The 25034-nt window shown below is 43.5% G+C and carries 24 protein-coding genes and 1 pseudogene; 15 read left to right on the plus strand and 10 right to left on the minus strand.

Going from position 1 to position 25034, the window contains the following annotated elements:
• Positions 1-28: 28 nt before the first annotated feature.
• Positions 29-1177 (minus strand): iron-containing alcohol dehydrogenase, encoded by a 1149-nt coding sequence (locus tag AC3CIA_RS21885; protein WP_004731461.1) that lies wholly within the window; start codon positions 1175-1177, stop codon positions 29-31.
• Positions 1178-1370: 193 nt separating this feature from the next.
• Between AC3CIA_RS21885 and AC3CIA_RS21890 the strand changes: the two genes are divergently transcribed.
• From AC3CIA_RS21890 to AC3CIA_RS21925, 8 genes are all read left to right on the plus strand, one after another.
• A complete protein-coding gene (locus AC3CIA_RS21890; RefSeq protein WP_054545603.1) occupies positions 1371-2255 on the plus strand; it encodes an AraC family transcriptional regulator in 885 nt (294 codons plus the stop codon).
• A 165-nt stretch (positions 2256-2420) separates the two neighbouring features.
• Entirely contained in the window at positions 2421-2771 is a 351-nt protein-coding gene (locus AC3CIA_RS21895) for a hypothetical protein (protein WP_108100593.1), read from the plus strand.
• Positions 2772-2890: 119 nt separating this feature from the next.
• On the plus strand, positions 2891-3352 hold the full coding sequence (locus AC3CIA_RS21900) for a GNAT family N-acetyltransferase (protein WP_488519065.1): 462 nt from the start codon (positions 2891-2893) through the stop codon (positions 3350-3352).
• Between the two features lie 578 nt (positions 3353-3930).
• Positions 3931-5178, plus strand: a complete 1248-nt coding sequence (locus AC3CIA_RS21905) for a RidA family protein (RefSeq protein ID WP_237298199.1) — start codon at positions 3931-3933, stop codon at positions 5176-5178.
• A 223-nt stretch (positions 5179-5401) separates the two neighbouring features.
• Positions 5402-5758 (plus strand): hypothetical protein, encoded by a 357-nt coding sequence (locus AC3CIA_RS21910; protein ID WP_146457734.1) that lies wholly within the window; start codon positions 5402-5404, stop codon positions 5756-5758.
• Between the two features lie 94 nt (positions 5759-5852).
• A complete protein-coding gene (locus AC3CIA_RS21915) occupies positions 5853-6002 on the plus strand; it encodes a hypothetical protein (RefSeq protein WP_165886753.1) in 150 nt (49 codons plus the stop codon).
• Positions 6003-6115: 113 nt separating this feature from the next.
• On the plus strand, positions 6116-6580 hold the full coding sequence (locus AC3CIA_RS21920; RefSeq protein WP_237298198.1) for an acyltransferase: 465 nt from the start codon (positions 6116-6118) through the stop codon (positions 6578-6580).
• Between the two features lie 70 nt (positions 6581-6650).
• A complete protein-coding gene (locus AC3CIA_RS21925; protein ID WP_237298197.1) occupies positions 6651-7169 on the plus strand; it encodes a GNAT family N-acetyltransferase in 519 nt (172 codons plus the stop codon).
• 109 nt (positions 7170-7278) lie between these two features.
• Here the strand turns inward: AC3CIA_RS21925 and AC3CIA_RS21930 are convergent, their stop codons facing one another.
• Positions 7279-7725 carry a DUF417 family protein gene (locus tag AC3CIA_RS21930; RefSeq protein ID WP_076646849.1) on the minus strand — a complete coding sequence of 149 codons (447 nt, stop codon included), beginning with the start codon at positions 7723-7725 and terminating at the stop codon, positions 7279-7281.
• 281 nt (positions 7726-8006) lie between these two features.
• Here AC3CIA_RS21930 and AC3CIA_RS21935 point away from each other — a divergent pair, with 281 nt between their 5' ends.
• Entirely contained in the window at positions 8007-8369 is a 363-nt protein-coding gene (locus tag AC3CIA_RS21935; protein ID WP_488519066.1) for a RidA family protein, read from the plus strand.
• Between the two features lie 128 nt (positions 8370-8497).
• Here AC3CIA_RS21935 and AC3CIA_RS21940 read toward each other — a convergent pair whose 3' ends face one another.
• Positions 8498-10084 carry a BCCT family transporter gene (locus AC3CIA_RS21940; protein ID WP_029405430.1) on the minus strand — a complete coding sequence of 529 codons (1587 nt, stop codon included), beginning with the start codon at positions 10082-10084 and terminating at the stop codon, positions 8498-8500.
• Positions 10085-10535: 451 nt separating this feature from the next.
• Here AC3CIA_RS21940 and AC3CIA_RS21945 point away from each other — a divergent pair, with 451 nt between their 5' ends.
• Together AC3CIA_RS21945 and AC3CIA_RS21950 are read left to right on the plus strand one after the other, a co-directional pair.
• Positions 10536-13703 carry a chitinase C-terminal domain-containing protein gene (locus AC3CIA_RS21945; RefSeq protein WP_488519067.1) on the plus strand — a complete coding sequence of 1056 codons (3168 nt, stop codon included), beginning with the start codon at positions 10536-10538 and terminating at the stop codon, positions 13701-13703.
• 238 nt (positions 13704-13941) lie between these two features.
• Positions 13942-15404: pseudogene (locus AC3CIA_RS21950) on the plus strand (sensor domain-containing diguanylate cyclase).
• 135 nt (positions 15405-15539) lie between these two features.
• On the opposite strand, the gene AC3CIA_RS21955 reads toward AC3CIA_RS21950, so the two are convergent.
• Positions 15540-15794 carry a YgjV family protein gene (locus tag AC3CIA_RS21955; RefSeq protein ID WP_010430226.1) on the minus strand — a complete coding sequence of 85 codons (255 nt, stop codon included), beginning with the start codon at positions 15792-15794 and terminating at the stop codon, positions 15540-15542.
• 268 nt (positions 15795-16062) lie between these two features.
• Here AC3CIA_RS21955 and AC3CIA_RS21960 point away from each other — a divergent pair, with 268 nt between their 5' ends.
• From AC3CIA_RS21960 to AC3CIA_RS21970, 3 genes are all read left to right on the plus strand, one after another.
• Positions 16063-16653 (plus strand): DUF4136 domain-containing protein, encoded by a 591-nt coding sequence (locus tag AC3CIA_RS21960; RefSeq protein WP_017093719.1) that lies wholly within the window; start codon positions 16063-16065, stop codon positions 16651-16653.
• A 178-nt stretch (positions 16654-16831) separates the two neighbouring features.
• A complete protein-coding gene (locus AC3CIA_RS21965) occupies positions 16832-18016 on the plus strand; it encodes a D-alanyl-D-alanine carboxypeptidase family protein (protein WP_102565948.1) in 1185 nt (394 codons plus the stop codon).
• Between the two features lie 167 nt (positions 18017-18183).
• A complete protein-coding gene (locus tag AC3CIA_RS21970) occupies positions 18184-18477 on the plus strand; it encodes a YkgJ family cysteine cluster protein (RefSeq protein ID WP_017085602.1) in 294 nt (97 codons plus the stop codon).
• 114 nt (positions 18478-18591) lie between these two features.
• Here AC3CIA_RS21970 and AC3CIA_RS21975 read toward each other — a convergent pair whose 3' ends face one another.
• Positions 18592-19488, minus strand: a complete 897-nt coding sequence (locus AC3CIA_RS21975; protein ID WP_488519068.1) for a LysR family transcriptional regulator — start codon at positions 19486-19488, stop codon at positions 18592-18594.
• Between the two features lie 104 nt (positions 19489-19592).
• Here AC3CIA_RS21975 and AC3CIA_RS21980 point away from each other — a divergent pair, with 104 nt between their 5' ends.
• Positions 19593-19976 carry a DoxX family protein gene (locus AC3CIA_RS21980; protein WP_488519069.1) on the plus strand — a complete coding sequence of 128 codons (384 nt, stop codon included), beginning with the start codon at positions 19593-19595 and terminating at the stop codon, positions 19974-19976.
• 88 nt (positions 19977-20064) lie between these two features.
• On the opposite strand, the gene AC3CIA_RS21985 is transcribed toward AC3CIA_RS21980, so the two are convergent.
• The 5 genes from AC3CIA_RS21985 to bamJ all read right to left on the minus strand — a co-directional run bounded on the left by AC3CIA_RS21985 (position 20065) and on the right by bamJ (position 24964).
• Complete coding sequence (locus tag AC3CIA_RS21985; RefSeq protein WP_488519070.1) at positions 20065-21747, minus strand: RluA family pseudouridine synthase; 1683 nt, start codon at positions 21745-21747, stop codon at positions 20065-20067.
• Positions 21748-21898: 151 nt separating this feature from the next.
• Positions 21899-22519, minus strand: a complete 621-nt coding sequence (locus tag AC3CIA_RS21990) for a glutathione S-transferase family protein (RefSeq protein ID WP_237288816.1) — start codon at positions 22517-22519, stop codon at positions 21899-21901.
• Positions 22520-22557: 38 nt separating this feature from the next.
• Complete coding sequence (locus AC3CIA_RS21995; protein ID WP_488519071.1) at positions 22558-23589, minus strand: NADP-dependent oxidoreductase; 1032 nt, start codon at positions 23587-23589, stop codon at positions 22558-22560.
• Between the two features lie 138 nt (positions 23590-23727).
• The gene (locus AC3CIA_RS22000; RefSeq protein ID WP_029222534.1) at positions 23728-24318 is read right to left on the minus strand and encodes a TetR/AcrR family transcriptional regulator; all 591 of its coding nucleotides are present in this window, start codon (positions 24316-24318) and stop codon (positions 23728-23730) included.
• A gap of 172 nt (positions 24319-24490) precedes the next feature.
• Positions 24491-24964 carry a BamJ family beta-barrel-assembly machinery protein gene (bamJ, locus tag AC3CIA_RS22005; RefSeq protein WP_004731366.1) on the minus strand — a complete coding sequence of 158 codons (474 nt, stop codon included), beginning with the start codon at positions 24962-24964 and terminating at the stop codon, positions 24491-24493.
• Positions 24965-25034 lie beyond the last annotated feature (70 nt).

The following is a 25034-nucleotide window of genomic DNA, read 5'->3' on the forward strand; positions in this document are numbered from 1 at the left end:
CTTTGCTTTCTCTCCACTTTAGCAATTCTTAGTGAATCGCAGACTCTAAAATCTCACGCGTTTTCTCTGGCGTGATTGCTTGGTTTTCGCCAAGTTGCAGGTAACCGTGTGATTCAAGTTGAGCAACAACGTTGTCGATTGCTGCCGCTTTAGTTGCTTCGTAACCGTCGAACATGGTTGGAACGTCTAGGCTGTGGTAGAAGGCTTCGATTGCCGCGATTGTACGCTCGGCTAAATCAGCACCCGCTTCTAGGCCAAATACGTTACGACCCATTTGCTCTAGCTTGCCACGCTTCGCTTCGATTTGGTTACGAAGTAGTGAAGGTTGAACAATCGCAAGAGAACGCGCGTGGTCTACGTGCCATAGTGCTGTGAACTCATGGCCAATCATGTGTGTTGCCCAATCTTGAGGGACGCCAGTACCAATCAGACCGTTAAGCGCTTGGTTTGCAGTCCACATTAGGTTTGCACGCCATGCGTCGTTGTCACGCTCGTCGTATTGCTTACCCAGTACAAGTAGGTTCTTAAGCAGTGTTTCTGCGTAACCGTCTTGAACCATCGCGTCTGTTGGCATTGTGATGTATTGCTCACATACGTGAACCCACGCATCAACTAAGCCGTTGATCAGTTGGCGCTCTGGCAGAGACTTCATTACGTCTGGGTCCATAACCGCAAATTTAGGCTGTACCGCAGGGTTCATGAATGCCAGTTTCTCTTGAGTTTCTTTACGAGTGATTACCGCACCCATGTTAGATTCAGAACCTGTCGCAGGAAGTGTCAGTACCGCACCAATTGGTGTCGCTTCTGTTACTTGGTGTTTACCCGCTAGGATATCCCAACCGTCGCCGTCGTATTTAGCTGCCGCAGCAACGTACTTAGAACCGTCGATTACTGAACCACCGCCAACAGCGATAATGAACTCTACGTTTTCTTCTTTAACAAGAGCGACGGCTTTATCTAGCGTCTCTTTGGTTGGATTAGCTTCAACACCAGCGAACTCAATCCAAGCGTGATCCTTCAGAGAAGCGACAACTTGGTCGTAAACACCGTTGCTTTTGATTGAACCGCCACCGTAGATGACTAGTACTTTCTTCGAAGTATCAACCGCTTGGCTGATAGCGTTGATTTGGCCTTGGCCGAAGTGGATAACTGTAGGGTTAACATAAGTGAATTGCATTAGAGATTCCTTGTGTAAAGCTCAATTTGTTATTTTATTTGATTGCTCAATTTCTATATTTGCATATTAGTACAGTAATCTAGGGTGATGAAGAGCTGATCCTCCAAATAAATTGCCTATTTCTACAAACTTGATATTCTTTCTCCGCTTTAGCTTACTTACTCTTAGCACTTGGAATGGAAAGTCGCCACTTATGAAAACACTCGCGCAGTTATTACAGTCTTATGTAGAACACAAAGGTTGGGATGATCTCGAAGGGATCAGAGAAACTGAAATTGGCGGTGTGTGGTTGTATAGAAGCAGTGGCGGGAATCAGCGTCAGCCATTCACTTACCAGTCGGGTATTATCATGCTCGGGCAGGGGAAAAAGAATATCTACATTGGCGACAGACCCGTTACTTACGCCGCAGGTGATTACCTTGTGGTAGGTGTACCAATGCCATTGGAGTGTGAAGCCTTGCCTGTAAATGGCGAACCATTGCTTGGTTTATCTATCAACATTGACTCTCAGCGCTTGCACAGCTTGGTAAAAAAGTTAGAAGACCAAGGCTTTCTTGAGAGCTACTGCAATAAGCACAGACAGAATTCTAGCGGCTTAGAATCCACGCCGATGGAAGAACAAATGCTCGAAAGTTTTACTCGATTGGTGAAAATGCTGCATTGCGACATCGAAGCCAACATATTGGGTGATGCCATGGTCAGCGAAATTGTCTACCGCGCCCTAACCGGTTCAGAAGGACGAGTGCTGTTTGATTTAGCTCATCATGACGGTCACTACGCACGTGTCGCTAAAGCGCTGTCTAAAGTGCATGAAGAGTACGACCAAACCATCACTGTTCAATCGCTTGCCGACGAAGCCAACATGAGTGTGTCTGCGTTCCACAACGCCTTTCGTAACGTAACGTTCGAATCACCGCTGCAATACTTGAAGAAGGTTAGGCTCAACAAAGCCAAAGAATTGATTCAACTAGAAGGCCTACGCATCAGCGATGCTGCACGCCGAGTTGGCTATTCCAGCCCATCCCAATTTAGTCGCGAATTTAAGCGCCACTTCAACACTACTCCAAGAGCTGTTTAGCCTTTACTCAATATTTATGTTTCGAAACGTGCGGTATTTCATGTTGCGCGATATCACGTATATCTTTTGGTTGATCGAGAAGTGTTTATTTTATAAATATCTGTTTAGTCTTTGCTTTTCTCTCGTGAGGAAAGCTTAATTTACAGACATTTTCTAGGAGTTCTCTTGCTCGATTTATTGAAGAAAGTAGCATTGATTAATTTAACGGCAGCATTGGTTGTTCTGGCCTTATCTCAGTTTTTTCCTTTCTTTGCCACTACAAGAATCGTCGATTTCTTGTTTTTCGTGGTTATCGTCATTTGGGTTCTAGCCAAGTTAATGTGGGAAGGTGGTGTTCATAGTAAGACCACACGTCTTGATGACCCTGTAACAGATAAAGTCTACAAAATGGTCGAAGGCCATGATTTTGATAAAGACCAACAAGAACATTATCGAATGAATTATCAAACAGGCCTAGTGTTATTTATTGCAGGATTACCTGCTTTTATTGCTTGCTTCGTTCTTCAACTTCTTTGAGTTCCAGTAGAACAAATGAGTTGCAATGATACTTAATACTTGGAAATTTTCGCTTAAAGTGTGTTTCGTGCATCAATGACGTTTAAAGTTTCGCCAGTAAGATATTAGCTAAGAAGGTAATGATGGAAGAGTATTTGGAACTAGATATGCTCACGTTGGAGTCAATTTCTAAAGAAGCCGGGTTTCCGATCGAAAGAGATGTTTATTTGGCGTCACGTGCTGAATCAATTGAGCAGGGGTTACTTTTTGAATATCGTAGAGGCGACAAGTTAATTGGTTATACGACACTGCGTGATTTAGGCGATGGTCAGTGGTTTGTACCTATGTTTGTGGTACACCCAAACTATCGTAGTAAGGCGGCTTTCCTTTCTTTGTTTCGCTCCATTGCTGATAACCTAAAAAACAAACACTCAACTGTGTTAGTGAGTAATGTCCTACGTCTTAATGAGTTGTCGGTGCGGTTTCACAAGCATCTAGGTTTTGAGGTCACACGTGAAAACCATTTAGGCTACGAATTCTCGCTAGATTTAACGCCTGAAGTAAAAGACAAATGGTCAAGCTTCTTAGGCGCTCGTCGTTAATGTTTTGAAAATTACAGTGGCTACTTCTAGGCCGACTTATCGGATACCTTGAACGAACACAGTTGTCTTGTTGAATTAAGTGAGTAAATGTATCTAATTGTGGGCATTTTCAGTGTGTTGGTATTTGATTGTCGAGTATATTATTAACGTATTTATATAAAAATAGCTCTCTAAAATAATTAGTTAAACAGCCTAAGAGTTTATGCACGTATATAAGAGAGTAAGCTCAATAATTAGGCTAGTAAAAGAGTTATAGGACTTTTAGTGTGAACAACCTATCAAATATTATCTAAAATTTAGGAATTACTCATCGTATTCTCAGAGAGAGTATTCAGGATTATTGAATAGACTTGAAATTAAAGAGAATTTAGCAGTTGATAAAGCCTAGTGTTACGGATAATTAGTCGTTCGATGACTAATTATTCTGTAACTTGCTGATTTATAGTCAACTGAGAGTCTGATGGATATCACGTTTACCCTAAAATAATTCACTTAACATGGCGCTACTTTAATCATTCTTTCTAATACGATTGTTAAATATAAATACGTATTCCTATATTATTAAAAGGATAATTCCGATGAGTAGCGATATCATTAAAATTTCAAGAAATACTGAAAAAGCATCAATAAATTCTGTATCTACACAAACGGTCGCTTTTTCTCATTATAATAACTTTTCAGCTCAATTACCTGTCGACCCTAAAACAGGTCAAATAGTAGCTGGTGATATTAAAGACCAAGCAACGCAATGCTTAAATAATATTAAAGCGATTGTTGAAAGCATCGACCATGTTATGGATGATGTCGTGAAGATTAATGTTTTCGTTAAGAATATTTCTGATATCGATGCTATTGATGAAGTTTACAAAAGCTTCTTTAACAACAGCCTGCCTACACGTACCGTCGTGGGTGTAGCTGCACTGCCAAACAGCGATGCGCTAGTGCAAATGGATGCTCTGATTTCTAACGGCGAAGGCACTAAACCACAAGCACCTTGCGCATTAGTTAAGGTATCAAGAAATACAGATAATGCACCTCAAAGTGCAGTTTCCACGCAGACTGCGGCTTTTTCTCACTACAACAATCTTTCAGCTCAGTTACCGATAGATGTAACAACAGGTGAGTTGGTTGATGGTGGTATCGAAGCGCAAACGGCCCAATGTCTATCAAACATTAAAGCTATTTTAGAAAGCATCGGACATGTCATGAATGATGTGGTTAAAACGACTATCTACGTAAAAAATATCGCAGATGCGGAAGTGGTAAATGAAATATGTGCTAAATTCTTCCCAAGCTACGTTCCTGCTCGTACCGTTGTTAACGCAGCTGAATTACCAATGGGCGCTTTAATTCAAATTGATACATCCGTTTCACATGGTGACGGTACACCGCCGCAATTACCAGAAGACACTCGCTTACTGGTTATTGAAACCAATAATACTGTTGCAGCACCATTCATGCCTTATTCGCATACTGTTGCTTTCTCTCACTACAATCATATTTCTGGTCAACTACCTGTAGATCCGAAAACCAATGAAGTGGTTGCTGGTGGTATAAAAGAACAAGCTGAACAGTGCCTTAAGAATATTAAGGCGATCATTGAAAGTGTTGACCACAGCATGGACGATACGGTGAAAATTAATGTTCAGCTTAAAGATGTTTCAGATATTGATGCGGTGAACGAGATCTACACTACGTTCTTTAACGCTGACTTACCGGCAAGAACGGTGGTTGGAGTTTCAGAGATCCCTATGAATGCTCTAATTCAAATTGATGCCGTCGTTTCTAACTGTGAAGGCACACCTCCACAAGACGTTGTTGCTTAATTCACTGAACCCCTTCGATAAAAGCGATTAAATTCAGGCTCTAGCTCCTAACAAGGAACCAGAGCCTATTCTCTGATTCGCGAACTCTACCCCAAGACGTACCCCCATCATTAAGTCTCGCTATACAACTCACTCTAAACAAGCTTCTGCCCGACATATGGTGTTTACTGATGCGAAGTGTTTTAATATGAAAAACAGACGCTTAACGTAAGAAAACCAATTTATGCAATTTCGAGTTATTTTAATGCTGTGCCTAGCCTTGATGGGTTGTTCATCCAATCCAGAGTTAGCTCCTGACCCAAAAACTATCACGTTGTTTTATGGTGATACGTCGATCTCTTCGGGTGTTTTAGAAGATAAAACATTTAGTTCAGTGCTCGCGGATAGGGTTGAAAGCGTAACTTTTTCAGGGTCAATACGAAAGCAAGATTCTGGCTACTTCGTCGATATGCTCGTGATTCGAGAAACGAAAGAGCCACGCTCAACACGACAACTAAACGCCTCGCTTGTTATGAAGCCTGGCGAGTTAGTGGATGTTGGCGGCGTGAATAACGATGTATTTAGAGTTATTCTCGAGTAACACACCCAATGTGCTCAATTAATCTGAATTTTTGCTTTACCTCAACCTAGCTTCAAGTCTTAAGCTTCTCTTACTCATTGAAAAGGAGCTTATTATGCAAAACAACTACGTAAAAGAACTTGCCGTCAAAACTTATCAAGAAGAGCTTCAGAAAGAGTACGTAAAATCTAAAGCTCGCCCATTTCATGCCCCAAGTTTTATCGGAGGAATACTGTTGTCAGTCGTGCTGGTTGGCTTGTTTTAATTTATGCAGAATTTTTGATCCATTACCAACTCTCAACATCTCTATTTGATGCGTTTTAATGCATACGGCACAATCGCTTATGTTGAATTATGACGCTAATGTCGAGAGGAAGTATGGCCAGTCCAAGAGTGTTAAAGGTACAGATTACTGACATTACCTGTGGTGAGAATGTCACTATCATCGAGCCAAGCAATGTTTATGGCTGTGAGCTTAAAGATGACGTGTTCGTTGGCCCCTTTGTCGAGATTCAAAAGAACTCCGTGATAGGCGAGAGAAGTAAGATCCAGTCTCATACCTTTATTTGCGAGTATGTGACTATCGGAAGTGACTGCTTTGTTGGGCACGGGGTGATGTTTGCGAATGACTTGTTTAAAGATGGCAAGCCAGATCCAAACCCAGACAGTTGGGGGCGAACTGTTATCGCTGATAACGTTACTATTGGTTCTAATGCGACAGTGTTGCCTGTCAGTGTTTGCGAAGGGGTGGTAATCGGCGCGGGCAGTGTGGTGACAAAAGACATCACCGAGAAAGGTATTTATGCAGGCAACCCTGCTAAGAAGTTAAGAGACTTACCTTAGATTCATAAGACAAGCTGAGCTGTATGAATCATAAGGTGCAGCTTTTTAGATAAGCGACAGAGTATTGATTATGGATGTATTTTTACACGTACTTCACCCAAGCGATGTTAGTGCTTTGTTGGAATTTGAAGTCGAAAATAGAGAGTGGTTTGAGCAATTTGTCCCAGCTCGGGAAGACCGTTTCTATTCTAATACGGGTGTTGCCGAACAAATCACTAGCTTTCTAACAGAGTATGACAATGGCGATATGATTCCTATGTTGATCAAAGACGCTAATGGCACTATTTGTGGGCGAATCAACGTTCGTGATATCGATCAGAACGCTGAAAGTGGAGAACTAGGTTATCGAATAGGTCATTCCTTTGGTTCTAAGGGTATTGCGTCTAACGCGGTGAGGAAGTTACTTATCTACTTGGCCGAGAACTCTTCCCTTAGGTATGTTGAGGCCTATGCGTTAGTGGGTAATATCGGCTCAAATAAAATTTTATCCAATACAGGATTTGATTTAGTTGAGCGCGTTGAAAGTTACGCCGTGTTCAAAGGGAAGGATCAAGATGCTCATTATTATCGTAAGGTTTTAGCTGACTAGCTGACTATCAGTGCCTTTTACATTAGAAGCTGGCAGCGTCCTTCTAGCCAGCTTCGAGTCTTTTTATTTCAAGGTTACTTCTAGGTTTTGGCCACTTCTAGATTTACTGTTACTTCTGAGGTTTGTTACGTTCGATTACGCTAATCGCGATCGCCAAAAATAGGATATCTTTCACTAGGAAGAAGTTAGTGACTAAGATGCCATCCGATACTTTCCAAGCGTTTGGCGTTGTAATTAGGAAGCTGAGTGTCACAACAAAGATAGCCGCTGCAGCAATGCCTGAATAGAAAGCAATTGTCGGTTTCTTAAATCCAACGATCAGTCCAATCGCGACAATGATCTCCGCGCCACCCACCATGTTAGACACAGCTTGTACTGAAAACAGATTGTAAAGCCAGTTCATTGCAGGATGATTTGCGATTAGCGGTTCAATGAGCATCGCTTCAGTTGGTGTGAACTTGTAAATACCAATCCAAGCTAACACCAATGCTACGCCAACCACTCCAAGGTTATACCCCACATTACTCTGTTTTAAATCATAGGTTTGAACATGCATAAAAGTACTCCATTTAATAAAATCCTTGAATATGACCGCAAGAGTTCAGATTAAATTTCGCATTGAGAATAATAATTAATATATTTATCTAGAGATTTGACACGTGGCGACTTATTGTCTCGATAGGGGCTTAAAGGCTAGTGATGTTGAGAACCAAAGCAATGGGGAAGCGATAGTGCTGTTCAAAAGGTACCGCGAGTTTTCCAATTTTTGTTTTCAATATTCGCGATTTGGATTAGATTACGCTGATGTTCACCCTAATTATAAGAAGAGTATAACCAGTGAAAATTCATAGAATTAACCCGACCAAACGTTGGTCTGATGTAACTGTTTTTAACGGTATTGCAAGCTTTGTGGAAGTGGCAGAGACGGATACAACAGCAGGAATTAAGAGTCAGGTTCAGCAAATCTTCGAACAAGCCGAAGAAATGATGAGTTTGGTAGACAGCGACAAATCTCGCGTATTGTCAGTGACTATTTATCTCACGGATTTCGCTAACTTTGATGCACTGAACGAAGTGTGGGATTCATGGTTCCCTGAAGGTAGCGCACCAAGCCGAGCGTGTGTAAAAGCTGAACTGGCAAACCCAAAGCTATTGGTTGAGATGTCGTTTATGGTTGCTGCGGGTGAAAAGTTTCAATAAGCCGAACTATCGGTAGAAATAAGCTTCGTCAATACAAGTAACGAACAGATAAAACAAAGCCACTCAGGTGAATCACTTGAGTGGCTTTTTCGTTTTAAAGGCTAACCGAGACTAAATCGGATTAGGAATTAAGCGATGCCTTGATCTCTTGCCATCTGCTTCGCGATCTTCGGTGCGTGCCATAAACACGGCAGCAAGATAAACGATACAGGAACGGCTGTGATCACAATAAATGACTGTAGAGCAGAGATGCCGCCAGAGCCCATCGAGATAAGTGCAATAGCTACGGCACCCATGATGATACCCCAGAAGGTACGTACTGCTGCATTCGGCTCTGTTGTGCCCGTCATTACTACACTGATTGTGTAAGTCATTGAGTCACCTGTTGTCACGATGAACGTGGTCGTCAGGATCAGGAACAGAATTGCAATCAGAGTTGGGAACGGCAGTTGCGCGGTAATTGCTAGAAGAACCGCCGGAAGGTTGAAGCCTTCGAACGCACTAGAAATCACACCTGGGTTCTCTAGTTCAAACGCTAAACCACTACCACCAACGATGCTGAACCAGAAACATGTTACAAGCGGTGCAACGATGCTGATAGAAACGATCATTTGGCGAATAGTGCGGCCACGAGAGATGCGAGCAATGAAGATAGCCATCATTGGACCGTAACCTAAGAACCACCCCCAGAAGAACACAGTCCAGCCACCTAGCCATGCTGTATCTTGGCGGTAAAGCGCCATTGGGATGAAGTTATCAATCATTTCACCCATGCCTTGTAGGTAACCGTCAACGATGAAGCTTGTTGGGCCTACTAGAAGGATGTAGCCGATTAGACACACAGACAAGATGATGTTGTAACGGCTAACCAGTTGGATGCCTTTGTTCACGCCACTTAATGCAGACAATGTGTACATAGCGATAGCAAAGATAATAACGACACTTTGAGTTGCAAAGCTGTCTGAAATACCAAACAGTTCGCTCAATGCGTAGCTGATTTGTAGACCAAGGAAACCGATAGGGCCGATAGTACCTGCAGCTACTGCCACAATGCTGCATGCGTCGACTACGTTACCCACCCAGCTGTTGATTGCCTTGTCGCCAAGTAGAGGGTAAAGCAGAGTGCGAGGCTTAAGAGGAAGGCCTTTGTCGTAATGCAGATGCATTAACACGATAGAAGACAAGCCACCTAAGATTGCCCATGCAAGGAACCCCCAATGCATGAAAGATTGTGATAGAGCGTTAAACGCCATCGCTTGTGGATCAGCGTTGCCATAAAGTGGCGGAGCCGAAACAAAGTGAGCAATAGGCTCTGCAGCTGCCCAGAATACACCGCCGCCAGCTAGCAGCGTACATAGGACGATAGACATCCATTTGAAGGTGGTCATTTCAGGTAGGGCAAGCGTTCCTAAGCGAACGTGGCCGGTGCGACCTAGTGCAAGCACTAAACCGATAATGAAGTTGAGAAGTAGTAGGACTTGCCAGAAAGCACCGAACCACTTAGTTGAGTAACTGAAGCCGATGTTAACAAGTTCGGACAACACGGAGGTGTTGGTAAAAGCGAGGATGACAAAGAGGGTTAAAAAACTGCCACTAAGCCAAAAGACTGGGTTTCCGAGTTCCAGTTTTTCACCCAGAGATTGAGCTTTATTGAAATCGATAGAAGTAGATTCTGCGTTGATGTTTTCGTTGGCGACTTGCGTCAAGTTGGACATTATTTCTTCGCTATATTTGGCTCTTTCAAGCCTATGTATTTCTCCCACACTTGCATGGAAATGTGAGGTTCGTCAAAAAAGCCGCCGATACTAACACATTTGTTATCAAAAAGTGGGCGAATTCCCAAAAGAATCCCAAATCGCCTTTAAATCACTACTTTTTGGCTAGTTTTGATACGGATTTTTTTCTCGAATCCAAATCACATTTCCGATTTTTGAGATATTATTTTTTAGCTTTCCGAAATAAATTAATATTAGTTGTTGGTGCAAAATAAGTGTCGACTCATTGCATGCTATAAACAAATTAATGCGAGTCATTTTATAAATACTGAATATTTTAGGTGTTTAATTGGCGCTGTTACCTACAGTTGTTTTGCGAAGAGATTTAAGTGGTGAGGAAAATGCCATTTAGATTAAACATCTTGAAACAACAACTTAAGGGATAGCTAACATGCACCTAAACCAAGGAAGAGTGGCCAAGAAGGTTTTTACACTCAGTACTCTAACCGCGTCATGCTTAATGGCGTTCAACAGTTATGCGGCTGTTGATTGTTCAACGTTAGAAACGTGGGACTCAGCCACGGTATACACCGGTGGTGATCAGGTTTCACATGACGGCAGCGCGTACTCAGCGAATTACTGGAATCAAAACAACAACCCGAGCCAATTTGAAGGTGATTACGCACAGTGGAAAAAACTGGATGTGTGTAGTGGCAATGGAGGCGGCGGTACACCAAATGAAGCGCCAACCGCTTCGTTAACAGCGCCAACGGCATCCGATGTGATTGTTGAAGGTGATAATGTGGTACTTAGCGCAACAGCACTCGACTCTGATGGCAGTGTTGCTTCGGTAGAATTCTTTGTCGATGGTTCGTCGGTTGCAGTAGTGACAGCGGCACCATTTGAGGCGGCTTGGGCTGCAACGTCTGGCAACCATCAAGTTTCAGTTGTTGCAACGGATAATGAAGGCGCAGCAAGTGTTGCAAGTGTGGTTTCTGTTTCTGTTGATTCAGCACAACCAGGTAATGAAGCGCCAACAGTTTCAGTTTCCCTTTCAGCGACATCTGTTGATGTTGGTGGTGTAGTTACACTAACTGCAATGGCAGCAGACAGCGATGGTACGGTTGATAAGGTTGATTTCTACGTAGCGGGTGCTCTTGTGGGTACAGCTGCAACGAGCCCATACACGCTAGATTACACAACCACTCAAGCTGGCTCTCTAGCGGTCTACGCGAAAGCGACAGACAACCAAGGCGCAACGACTGATTCAGCACTGGCTTCTTTGACAGTTAACGGCGCTCCAACGGTGAGCACTTGTCGACCTGATGGCTTGTATCAAACGCAAGGTATCGATGTCCCTTACTGTACGATTTACGATGATGAAGGCCGTGAGAAGATGGGTGCGGATCACCCACGTCGTGTGATTGGTTACTTCACCAGTTGGCGTGCAGGGGATGACCCACAAGCCGCTTACCTAGTAAATGATATTCCTTGGGAACAACTTACACACATTAACTACGCGTTCGTGAGCATTGGCTCAGACGGTAAAGTAAATGTGGGTGATGTAAATGATCCAAATAATGCTGCTGTCGGTAAAGAGTGGCCGGGTGTGGAAGTGGATCCTGCATTAGGTTTTAAAGGTCACTTTGGTGCACTCGCAACCGCGAAGAAAAAACACGGTGTTAAAACGTTAATCTCAATCGGTGGTTGGGCTGAAACAGGCGGCCACTTCGCGACTGACGGCAGCCGAGTTGCTGATGGTGGTTTCTACACCATGACGACCAACGCTGATGGTTCTATTAATCATCAAGGTATCGAAACATTCGCGACTTCCGCGGTAGAAATGCTTCGTAAATACCAGTTCGATGGTCTGGATATCGATTACGAATACCCAACCTCAATGGCGGGTGCTGGTAACCCGTACGACAAAGACTTCATGGAACCACGTCGTCAGTACCTATGGGCTTCGTACCAAGTATTGATGAAAGTGCTGCGTGAGAAGCTTGATGTAGCGTCTGCGGAAGATGGCAATCATTACATGTTAACTATCGCGGCTCCTTCTTCTGGGTACCTATTGCGCGGTATGGAAACATTTGATGTCACCAAGTACCTCGATTACGTAAACATCATGTCTTATGACCTTCACGGTGCGTGGAACGATCACGTTGGCCATAACGCTGCATTGTTTGATACAGGTAAAGATTCAGAGTTAGCACAGTGGAACGTTTACGGCACTGCGGCTTACGGTGGTATCGGTTATCTGAACACGGATTGGGCTTACCATTACTTCCGTGGTTCTATGCCAGCAGGTCGTATTAATATCGGTGTGCCTTACTACACACGTGGTTGGCAAGGTGTAACCGGAGGCGAAAATGGTCTTTGGGGCCGAGCTGCACTTCCAAACCAATCTGAATGTTCAGCAGGTACCGGTGAAGGTGAGAAGAACAATTGTGGTCATGGTGCAATTGGTATCGACAACATGTGGCACGATACCGATCCGAAAGGTAACGAAATGGGTGCGGGTTCCAACCCAATGTGGCACGCGAAGAACCTAGAGAAAGGTATTTGGGGTTCTTATGCTGAGGCTTACAAGCTTGATCCTGTGAACGATCCATCTGATGTTTTAGCAGGCACTTACACGCGTAACTATGACAGCGTGGCGGTTGCTCCTTGGTTGTGGAATGCAGAGAAGGGCGTATTCCTTTCAACGGAAGATAAACAGTCTATTGATGTGAAAGCAGACTACGTTATCGACAAAGAGATCGGCGGCATCATGTTCTGGGAACTAGCAGGGGATTATAACTGTTATGTACTCGATGCAAGTGGCAACCGAACGTCTATCGATACGACCGAACAAGCGTGTAATAGCGGTAACGGTGAGTTCCATATGGGTAATACAATGACGAAAGCTATCTACGATAAGTTTAAGTCTGCGACTCCATACGGAAACAAAGTGGCGACTGGCGCTATCCCGACAGAAGCGTTAGATATTACGGTTTCAGTTGGTGGCTTCAAAGTCGGTGACCAAAACTACCCAATCAATCCTAAGATCACGTTTACAAACAACACCGGTCAAGCACTTCCGGGTGGTACCGAGTTCCAGTTCGATATTCCTGTGTCTGCGCCTGATAATGCAAAAGATCAATCGGGTGGTGGTTTGTCTGTGATTGCTTCGGGTCATACTCGTGCGGATAACATCGGTGGACTAGATGGAACCATGCACCGAGTAGCGTTTACTTTGCCGACATGGGAAGAGCTTCCTGCTGGCGGTGTGTATGAGCTAGATATGGTGTATTACTTGCCAATTTCTGGCCCTGCTAACTACGCGGTAAATGTCGGTGGTGTTGATTACGCGTTTAGCTTCGAGCAACCAGATCTACCATTAGGTGATATCAGTTCAGGTGGCGGTAACCCTGGCGATGGCGGCACTAATCCAGGTACATGTGATACAGCGGGTTTAGCGGTTTACCCAGACTTACCTCAGAAAGATTGGGCGGGTAATCCAAGCCATGCAAACACAGGCGACCAAGTGGTTCATAACGGTAGTGTTTACCAAGCAAACTGGTGGACAAGTTCTGAACCGGGTAGCGATGGTAGCTGGGCTCAAGTTTGTTCTTAATTTAATGCTTTAAGTCAATTTATCAGGGCTTTGATATGAACTAAGTAATCGACTTAGACGTAAAATCAAAACGCCGAACTGAATCCAGTTCGGCGTTTTTGCTATAAGTCACAGATTGCGTATAGAAACCTCTCAAAATATCGACGCTCGTTCAGTAAAAAATAAAAATATGATATAAAACAATCTGTATATAAAAAAATCACAGCGTTACCTGAAATTATAAATTTATGGGGTAATCTTGAAGGTCAGACGTAAGTACATTCTTAATTTTTCCATTGCGCTCGCCGTCGTGTCGATGATTCTTTCCGCTGTTCAATTTAATCGAACTGAAAAGTCATTATTAGAATCTAACCAACTGTTTTTCGTACGATTGTGAGTGCGAGCTACGATATTGTCGATACCACAGTTAATGAGGCGATAAAGACATATCTTAAAGGAATCACGGATACCGTTGCGTCTCATGTATGGCATGCCACGCCAGAGCAAGAAATTGAACAGGTAAGCCAAATTGCCAGTGAATTGCACATTGGACAATCGGGTTATATTTATTTGATGTCTCCGCAAGGCGTCCACCTCTATCATCCATTCTTACAAGGTAAGAAGCGCGGTCACCTTACTCATATCCAAAAACAGCTCAGTATTGGCTCTGGTATGATCGAATACTTTCACGCCAATCCTCATGAAATAAACCGCCGAGCCAAAGTCGCTTATTCGATGAGGCTTCCGAGTGGCAATACATTGGTCGCGACAACCTATAAAGAAGAATTGATGTATTTGGTCGATCTTGAAGGTTTAAAAGACAAGCTAAGAAAGTACGCGTTCGGTGAGAGCGGATATGTGTACATTGTTGATCTGCAAGGTAACTTAGTGCTTCATCCGGATTATGAACATAAATCATTGAAATCCTTAACAGGCTACTCGTCTGAACTGCTTATTGATCGAGTCGCCACCAAACCCGAAGGTCACTTCAGTTATTCGATTTCCAGTGACAGTGGCACGACAAATAAAAACATCTTCTACAAGTTTTACCCTTATCTGAATTGGGTCATTTCTGCAGGTATCTTAGAACAAGAGCTTAATCGAAATCACAGCCTCCTGTTTATTAGTTTGATGGCTTTAGTCGTGAGCCTATTGAGCATTATCATCGTGTTGGTGCTTTACCTGCGGCATCGTCATCTCAAAATATTGGATGTTGCGAGCCTCGATTACCTCACTGGTCTTCCTAGCCGACGGAGTTTTATTGAGCAGTTAAAGCTGAAAATTGCTCAAAGGTCGCCTTATCCGCTAACAAATGTCGGTGTCATTTTGCTTGATATTGACCATTTCAAACGAGTGAACGATCAATATGGTCATGCTCAAGGCGATAGGGTTATCTGTGAGGTCGCAAAATCACTGAAGAGATTTGTTAATCGTCGTCGCTTGATTGCACGCTATGGCGGTGAAGAGTTTATTTTGGTGACGTTTGATTGTGATGAGCGTGAGTTATTCGAATTGTCTGAGGAACTAAGACGAAGTGTAGAGCAACTGCAAGGTTTGGTGTCACCTGTCACAATCAGTGCTGGCTGTTGTCACGATCGAGCGCTCACTGATATTGAAACAGCGATCGATAAAGCTGACAAAGCGCTTTATCAAGCAAAAGAGAGGGGACGTAACAACACTCAGACGTATCAAAAGAACGAATATCGCGTTGCTTATATGTGATCAGTTGAAAGAATCGATGTCTTCAAAGGCTGGAAAATTGGAAATCATGCTCTTGAGAACGACAGACACAAAAAAGCCCAAATAGATCGCTCTATTTGGGCTTTTTCTGAAATATTTGAAATGCTAATCGCTAATTTAAGCTTTCGCTGCTTTCATCGCTTCCGTTTTTTTTTCCTTTTGCATTTTTGCAAGGAAGTAGATGTTTACACAAGCGATGAAACCGTTGGTCGCGACCACTGGCCATGCGTCAATCATAACGCCGTATGCTGTAAAGAGAGTACAGCCAATAAAGTTAAGGACACGCAGACGAACGATATCTTTCATTGTTAATGAAATTGCGACCATAATAGATGCCGCGTAACCTAAAATTTCAACCATATTGAATTCCATTGTTTGACCCTCTTAAATTTGCCGATACTTTGTCGGTACCAATTCTTCTCTTCATGAGATGATTGAGGAAGCTCCGTGCCTCGAATGGTCTGGTTATGTTTAACGAGGTAGACTATACCAACTCTGTTTTTGTGATTAAACCCCCAAAACGGGCAGAAGTGAAGGTTAGCGATTACGCAAACGTTTAATGACCTTTCTATTAACATAATTACTATTTATGTTGGGAGGTTAATTGATATTTATTCTTATATAGGTAAGGAAGCCGCGAATGATAAAACGATCCATTTGTGCAACAAAAAGCATAAAAAAAGCAGCGTTATTGGCTTTGATAGCGATTGGACTGACAGCATGTACCACACAAGAAATGCCGCCAACGCACAATTATGGTGTGGTCACCAGTGGCGATTTTGAGTTCATGAAACACGGAGTGACGACGTACTCGTGGCACCCTGAATCAGAGCAGGTTTACCTTTCTCAAAAATACGATGAGACCGTAGTAACCGATCTGGTGCGTGATGCGATTGAAGATCAACTCGCTACGAAAGGTTATCAACTGAATCAAAATGGTGCAGTTGGTGATGTTGTTGTCGGTTTTGGATTGGCCGAAGAATCAGAGTTAAATGATGACTCGATTTTCGATGCGATTAAGCTTTCAACAGGGGTGCCATTTTATGATGGTGACGGAAAAGTCGCCGAGAAAGGATCTCTGTACATTGCTTTTTTCGTACCTAACTCTCAGGTCGTACAATGGCAAGCATTAGCACAGTCTGGCATTCAACCTGATTTAGAGCCAAGCGAGAGCAAACAGCGCATTACTGGCTTTGTTGAAATGTTATTTAGACGCATGCCTGAGCGATAGAATAAGGCGTTGGATGCATTCGTTGAGTCAATATTGGTTGTTGAAAATATGGTCAGATCGCAGATTATACTTTTTTATTTGTAACGAATGGTACAAATACGTAAAGCAACGTAAAGTTCGCGCTTCTTTTGCTAGCATTTGTCTATACTGCTCAAAACGTTAACTTAGGTTTGATTCAATGAAACTGTTTTCCAAATACTCTCTCCCTCTATTAAGTATATTCATTGTAAGTAACGCAGCGATGGTAAGTAATGCAGCTATCGCAGCACCTTCTATAGTGCCAAGCCCACCTAGCCTAGGCGCAAAAGGGTATGTGTTAATTGATTTTAATTCTGGTGATGTGCTGGTAGAAAAAAACGCACACACTAAGTTAAACCCAGCGAGTTTGACCAAACTGATGACCAGCTATGTGGCTGGGCAAGAGATGAAGCGAGGCAACATCTCTGCTGACGATCAGGTACGAATCAGTGAGAACGCGTGGGCGAAAAAATTCCCAGACTCATCGAAGATGTTCATTGAAGTGAACACCGATGTGGCGATGATGGATCTTTACCGTGGCTTGATTATTCAATCAGGTAACGATGCGAGTGTTGCGATTGCGGAACACGTTGCGGGCTCACAAGATGCATTTGTGGATCTTATGAACTCTTGGGCAACATCTTTAAAATTAGAAAATACCCACTTTGCTAACGCGCATGGCTTAGACGCTGACGATCTTTATTCGACTCCTTACGATATTGCATTACTAGGTCGTGCGATTATTCGTGACTTACCGGATGTTTATGGCTTATACAGCGAACGTTCGTTCAGTTATAACGGCATCACACAACACAACCGTAATGGCTTACTGCGTGATAGAAGCTTGACGGTTGATGGAATGAAAACGGGCTATACCTCTGGTGCTGGATACAGTTTAGCGAGTTCGGCGACACAAGGTGAGATGAGACTTATCGCGGTTGTTATGGGCGCATCAAGCGTTAAGAGCCGTGAGTCAGACAGTAAACAGTTATTAAGCTATGGCTTTAGGTTCTTTGACACGCTAAACCCACATCAAGGTGGAGATGAAGTCGCTGAAGAGAAGGTATGGTTTGGTGCCAAAGATACATTGAAGCTGGGTGTTGCAGAAGACACGTTTATCACACTGCCTAAGTCAGACAGTAAAAAGCTAACTGCATCGATTGAACTTGATTCTGAGTTGAAGGCACCGATTGCAGAAGGTCAAACACTAGGTGTGGTTCATTACACAGTCGATGGTGAAGATGTGCAAACTCAGCCATTGATTGCGCTAGAGGCTGTTGAACAAGGTGGAATATTCAAACGTCTGATGGACTACGTTAAGTTGTTTTTCGCGAGCCTATTCTAAATAGAGTCGTTATTCAGCTAAAACGAGAAAACTTAGTGGGCGTTGTGAGTAAATCACAACGCCTATTGTTATTTTTACCCACCTGAAAACGGTGCATCTCGCTTTCTTTATTAGCCGTAGCGAGCGGTTTCGATTACTATACGCAAAATTTAGCAGTGTAGTCACTTATGACCATAGAGATAAAGAACGTAACCGAACCCGAAGTAACATGTGCCAATTGTCAGGCATGCTGTTGTCGTTTAGAGGTTATGATCATCACAGATACCGGCGTTCCTGAAGAGCATATTGCGTATGACGAATGGGGCGGCGAGACCATGCTGAGATTAGACGACGGTTGGTGTTCGGCCGTTGATAGAGAAACACTGATGTGTACTATCTACGAAAACCGACCTTGGATCTGTCGTGAGTTCGAAATGGGCTCTTTCGAATGCGTCGAGCAACGCACTGATGTGATGGGCTAAGTACCATCTTAATGTTTGATTAGTCGCTTATAGAGGCTTGATGATTGATTGATTGATTGATTGATTGATTGATTGATTGATTGATCGATTGGTTGATTGATTTCTGGTTGAGCTTTAATTGTTTGTAGAACTTAAACACTCCGCAATAAAATCGATAAATACTCGAATTCTTTGGGGCAAATAATCACTTGCATGGTACACCGCGTACATCGGCAAGTAGTCATTGCTCCAATCTTCTAATAACTGCGTTAACTCCCTAGTCTCTACAAATTCTATGCCCATCCAATCCGGTAAAGCAACCACACCTAAACCCTGTCTCGCCATTTTAAGCAACATTTCTGGACTGTCTGACGTGAAAATTTGGTTTACTTCCATACTGGTGCATTGGCGATCTTTGTCTTTGAAACGCCATTCGTTTGCAGGGTTCATCAGAGAATAAGTTAAGCACTTATGCTGGCTAAGATCTTGCGGATGTTTAGGTTTTCCGTGATTTTTTAAGTAATCGGGCGATGCAAAGTAGTGAACTCTATTGTTGAAAAGAAAGCGAGCTTTTAACCCTGAGTCTTCAAGTTGTGATGCTCGAATGGCGACATCTATATTGTGTTCATTGAGGTTAACAATACGGTCGTCGACACTGAGGTTAATACGGATACCTGGGTGCTGTTCAATGAAAGCTTGAAGCGGCTCACTGAGTAACATCGATGAAAAGGCACTTGGCGCAGATATCTTGAGCTCGCCTTCTACGGATTCTGTCTCACGCTTGAGCTTGCTTTCTATGGCAGACATCTCTTCGAGCAAACGGGAGCAATATTCTAGGTAATCTTTCCCTACATGAGTGAGGGATATCTTGCGGCTGTTTCGTTGAAACAGAGTCATCCCTAAGTCACTTTCCAACCATGCGATCTTCTTACTAACCGCACCCTGTGTCATGTTTAACTTATTGGCGGTTGCGGTGAAGCTATTCAGTTGCGCGGTTTCCACAAAGATACGAATACACTCAATCTTATCCATCTTACTCACCTTGTGTTTATTTATTCCAATTTGGAATCTTTACTATTATGAAACTAGCATTTACCACCTTAATTATGAATGATTAAATAACATCGTTGAAATTAATGATTCTTGTAGAGGTAGGCGGAATGAGTACAGTAATAAGTATTTTGATGGTGATGTTCTTTGTGTTGGCGAGCTCAATCAAGACGCTTGGTTGGCAAAAGAAGGTCTTTGAAATTCAGCTTGGTTTCTTTAATAGCTATGGCTTGAATAGAAAGATCATGTTTCTCGTGGGGTTAGTCGAATTGACCGGAGCGGCTCTCTTGATTTTAGCCCTATGTGACATCTCACCAGCACAGACTCAATTGATGGGTGGTGCAATATTGGGGGCTACTTCGATAGGGGCGCTTTATTTCCACTTACGCTTTGATACTTGGAAGGACGGTATTCCCGCGATGGTCACTTTATTGTGTTCAAGCTTTTTAGTCTTAGATTTCTGGTACTAATGTCTTGGTCTTTCGACCGAGGGTTGAAAGCTTATTTACAGGACATTTGAGAAGCGTAGGGCTCGAAAGCCCTAAGCTAAAGATAGGATTAAAACTCTGACGGCACTTCAAACTCGATCCACTTGCCCGTGGTTGGGTGAATCAGTTTTAGATATCCCGCATGAAGGTGCAGACGCTCGCGTTTGTAGCCATAAAGGTCATCACCGCGGATTGGGACACCAAGGCCTGACGGGTGAGCGCAATGTACGCGTAGCTGATGGGTGCGGCCTGTTTTTGGGTATAAGTGAACCTTGGTTTTGCCATTGTTGGTGTTGACCATTTCCCAATGAGTTTCAGCGTTACGTCCGTGTTCACGGCAAACCAATTGTCTTGGTCTGTCTGCTATGTCGCCGCGTAAGGGCAAGCTAATATCGCCAGATTCACCGTGGATTTCGCCATCAAGCAGAGCGGTGTAGCGCTTCTCTACGGTTCTGTCTATAAATTGCTTCTGGATGTGTTTATTAGATTCTGCGGTCAGTGCCAAAATCAACAATCCAGACGTCGACATATCTAACCTATGGATAATCAAAGGGCCTGTTGCATCGGGGTAACGCGCTTTAATGCGTGTATAAACCGAGTCTTCGATGAACTTGCCAGGAACCGACAAGAACTCCTCGGGTTTATTCACCACCACGATCTCGTCATCTTCGTAGACAATATCAAACGATTTACCCACCGCAGGGTTCACGATAAGCGGGTTATCTTCTAGTTCAATACCACTCAGCTGGTGGTCGAGGACCTCAAAGCTTTTGCTCTGACAAGCAGGGTAGAGGTTTGCGTGTTGTCGAATGATATCTGTAGGTGGTAATCCCCACCAAAACTCAGACAATGCTAACGGTTTAAATCCGTGTTCAAACGCAAAGTTAAGCAGCTTAGGTAGGCAACAGTCGCCAGAGCCTTCAAGAGCGTCTTTGCCATCTAACAATTCAAGCAGGTTCTTTGATTCGAGTGCTTGGTTGATAAAGCGATAATGGAACAAACGTTGCGCTTCTAATTCGGCTGAGATCGCTTGGTACTCTTGCTTGCGGCTCTTAAGTTCGCTTTCGATAGCATCAACTTGCAACTGGCGTTCTGCGATCTTTTGTTTCCACTCGATACGGAGCGCTTTTAGGTCGCGCTTCTCTTGGCTGCTTTGATTACCTAACTGTTTAAGCAGGTCAGTGGCTGAATCAAGATTCCCCGACGCTTCCTCTTGATTAGCTTTTTCTCTTAGAACCGTACGCTCTGCCTTGTTTGCAGCCATTGCGATTTGAAATGCTTCGACTGCTTTGCTCGCATCGTTTTTGAGTTCATTTAGGCTTGATGTCAATTCATCTAGGTTATGCGATTGTTTTAGTTTTTCAATGTCATCCGCTAGTTGCGATTGGCGAGCGAGGTTTGCACTGTTGTGAGATTGAAACTGTTCTGAATCGAAGGCTGGTGGAACAAAGTTAATGTTGTTTAACTGGGAGTCCAAAGACGAATCTAACTGCAAACCTGAAAATGCAGAAAGGTAGCCTAGCTCCTGAGTTGTTGGATCCTGAACAAGAAGCACGGCATAGAGGTTGCCTTGCGATGTTTCATTCACACCACAGTCGAGCAGTGACTGTTGAAGCCGCAGCATTGCTAACTCACACATTGGGTGCGGAGTATAGTAATACGGAAACGTAAACCGAGTGGGTAGCGATAAGTCTTGGTTCGCTGGTTGGTTTAAAGCGTGCAGTGGAGTGTATTGAGCAAGGTTTGCTGACATGAAGATCAAACTCTATGGCTGTTCAGTTAGAGTTCGGTATTGTTGACGAAATGAAGGCAAATGAGAAGCCAAAGCGAAAGATAAATCGGCTTTGGCTTCATTTAGTTGCTTGTGCTTATCCTAAGCGCGTCCGAGCTTGATTGAAACTCGATCAGTTCGAGTGTTCTAGCTCTACTTGCTCTGCTTTTTGGTAAGCAGGGTGGTCAGCCAAAAGCTTACCGTATTTAGCAATGTTAGGGTAAAGCGCAGTTGCACCAAAGTTACCAACGATTTCTACGATGAACGACATCATAAAGTCTGCACCTGTTAGTGTGTCTGCAACCAAGTAGGTTTTACCTTCAAGTGCATTATTCACGTAAGTTAAGATCTTTTGGTTTTCGTCGTCGGCATAACCGCCTAGGAAGTTAGTCTCACAGCCGTCTTTCATTACAAAGATCTTAAGCAACATTGGCAAAATACCTGAGCTTTCAGCGAAGTGAAGCCACTGTGAGTATTCCACGTAGTCTGCGGTGCCGCGTGTAGGTGCGAACTTACCCTGACCGTATTTGTCGATTAGGTACTCCGTGATCGCACCAGATTCAGTGATCACGACGCCATCGTCTTCAATGACAGGAGATTTACCCAATGGGTGAATGGATTTAAGTTCTGGTGGCGCAAGAAAAGTGACACTGTCTCGTTGGTATGGTTTGATTTGGTAATCCACGCCAAGCTCTTCCAATAGCCAGATGATACGCTTTGAGCGTGATTTATTCAGGTGATGCAAAGTAATCATGATTCTACCTAGTTAACTAACGGGTTCAGTTTTTGAATTTATTTGGCTTCGTTTGTTTTGATAACAAGCTTACCGAAGTTTTGGCCTTCTAATAGACCCATGAATGCTTGTGGCGCTTCGTCTAGGCCTTCAACTAGGTGCTCACGGTAATGCATCTTGCCTTGAGACAACCATTCAGTCATTTGCACAGCAAACTCGTTGTAACGGTGCGCGTAGTCATCAAAGATAATGAAGCCTTGCATCTTAATACGCTTGACCAGCAGCATACCCATAAGGCTAGACATGCGATCCGGGCCTTCAGGCAGTGATGTCGCATTGTATTGAGAGATAAGGCCACATACAGGAATACGAGCACCGGTGTTAAGCAATGGCATTACGGCATCGAAAACCTTGCCGCCAACGTTTTCAAAATAAACGTCGATGCCGTTGTCACATGCTTTAGCCAGTTGTTCCGCGAAGTCGTCAGCTTTGTGGTCGATACATTCGTCAAAGCCAAGCACGTCTTTCGCGTACTGACACTTCTCTTGACCACCCGCAATGCCGATAACACGACAGCCTTTTAGTTTGCCGATTTGTCCAACGGTTGCGCCTACTGCACCTGTTGCCGCCGCAACGACTAGCGTGTCGCCTTGTTTAGGTTGGCCGATATCAAGCAAACCCATGTAAGCCGTAAAGCCAGGCATACCCATAATGCCAAGTGCATAAGAAGGGTGCGTTGGTTCTTTGCCTAGTTTGATGAGGCCTTCACCGTTAGACACACCAAGATCTTGCCAACCAGTGTAAGCCAGTACCCACTCGCCAATTTCGTAATCAGCGTGGTTTGATTCTTCAACCTGACATACGGTTGCACCAACCATCACTTCATCAATCGCAACTGGGTCTGCGTAAGATTTAGCATCGCTCATACGACCACGCATGTATGGGTCTAGAGAAAGATAAACTGAGCGAAGTAACATCTCGCCATCTTGAATTGTTGGTGCGGCTACTGACTCTAAACGGAAGTTATCTTGAGTCGGTGCGCCAACTGGGCGAGAAGCCAATACGATGCGGCGATTGTCTTGTTGAGTCATTGGATATCCTTAATTTTATATTATGTTTATTTGGAATTAGACCAGTCGTCTAGTCTTGTTGTCTAAAAATCCCGCCGTCATCAAATTGATAAGAGGGCGGGTTATCTGTCGTTAATAAAGACTAAACACAGTACGTGGTTAGTTTTTACCTTTTAAAATCTGTTGGGTTAGGTTTAAAGCTGATTCTAAGCTGCTTGAGCTCTGGCTTAGTTTGCTCAACAAACTTGCGCCCAACCACATAGAATATAGATTTTGAGCGGTTTCTTGGCTGTCTTCAACTTTAATGGAGCCATCTTCAATACCACCAGCAACACAGTGTTGTATCGTAGAGGTCACTTTTTCAGCCCCTTTTAGCAAGGCTTGACGCATAGGATCAGAAAGATCAGAAACTTCAGCGCTGAGCTTAACGACTAAGCATTTATGAGCGTTACAGGTACCGTTTTCAATCTGTGACCATCGAGTGAAATAACTGATGATTCTCTGGTAATGGTTTCCTTCGCCATGAACCAAAATAGTTTCAACTCTGCTGATGTAGGTCTCAAAATAGTGTTGGATCAGAGCCTCGCCAAATTGCTCTTTCGATTTAAAGTAGTGGTAAAACGACCCTTTCGGCACGTCCGCTTCTTTAAGCAATTGCGATAAGCCAACGCCGTTAAAGCCGTTGTTCACTATTAATTGGTAGCCAACATCTAAAACATGCAGGCGTGTGTCATTCGTTTTTTCGTTCATGGGCAGTACTATAATTCAAATTAGACCAGTCGTCTAGTGGTCGATTTTTGAGGGTATATTTGGTCGTTGTTAAAGTAGCTAAATAGCCAAAGTGCCAAAGTGCTTTCAAATGTTCACATATAAAAAAGCCCCAACATAGCTTGTATGTTGGGGCTTATATCAGTCACTTCGGTTATTTGATAGAGATTAACTCAACATCAAAAATCAGAGTTGATGACGGTGGGATAGGGCCTGAACCGCCCTTACCGTAAGCCAATTGGCTCGGAATAAACAGGCGAACTTTTTGGCCTTCAACCATGTAAGTCAAACCTTCTTGCCAGCCTTTGATTACTTGCTTAAGAGCAAATGAGATTGGCTCGCCGCGCTCAACAGAGCTGTCGAAAACAGTGCCGTCGATAAGTGTACCGTGGTAGTGAACCGTTACTTTACTGTTCTTAGTTGGGTGCTCTGTGCCTGTACCTTCTTCAAGTACAAGGTATTGAAGACCGCTTTCAGTCGTAACAACCCCTTCTTTAGCACCGTTTTCGACAAGAAACTGTTGGCCTTGCTCGATATTTTCTTCGCCAGATTTATGATTCATCCAAGTGCGGTAGATCATGAAGCCAGCCAAAATAAAGACAATGACCGGGATGATAAATTTAGACATAGTAAAACCTATTTATAGTTAATGCTGTATTTCATAGTTAATGCAGAATTTCGCAGTTAATACAGAGTGT

This window comes from Vibrio sp. QJM3NY_27 (assembly GCF_057785955.1).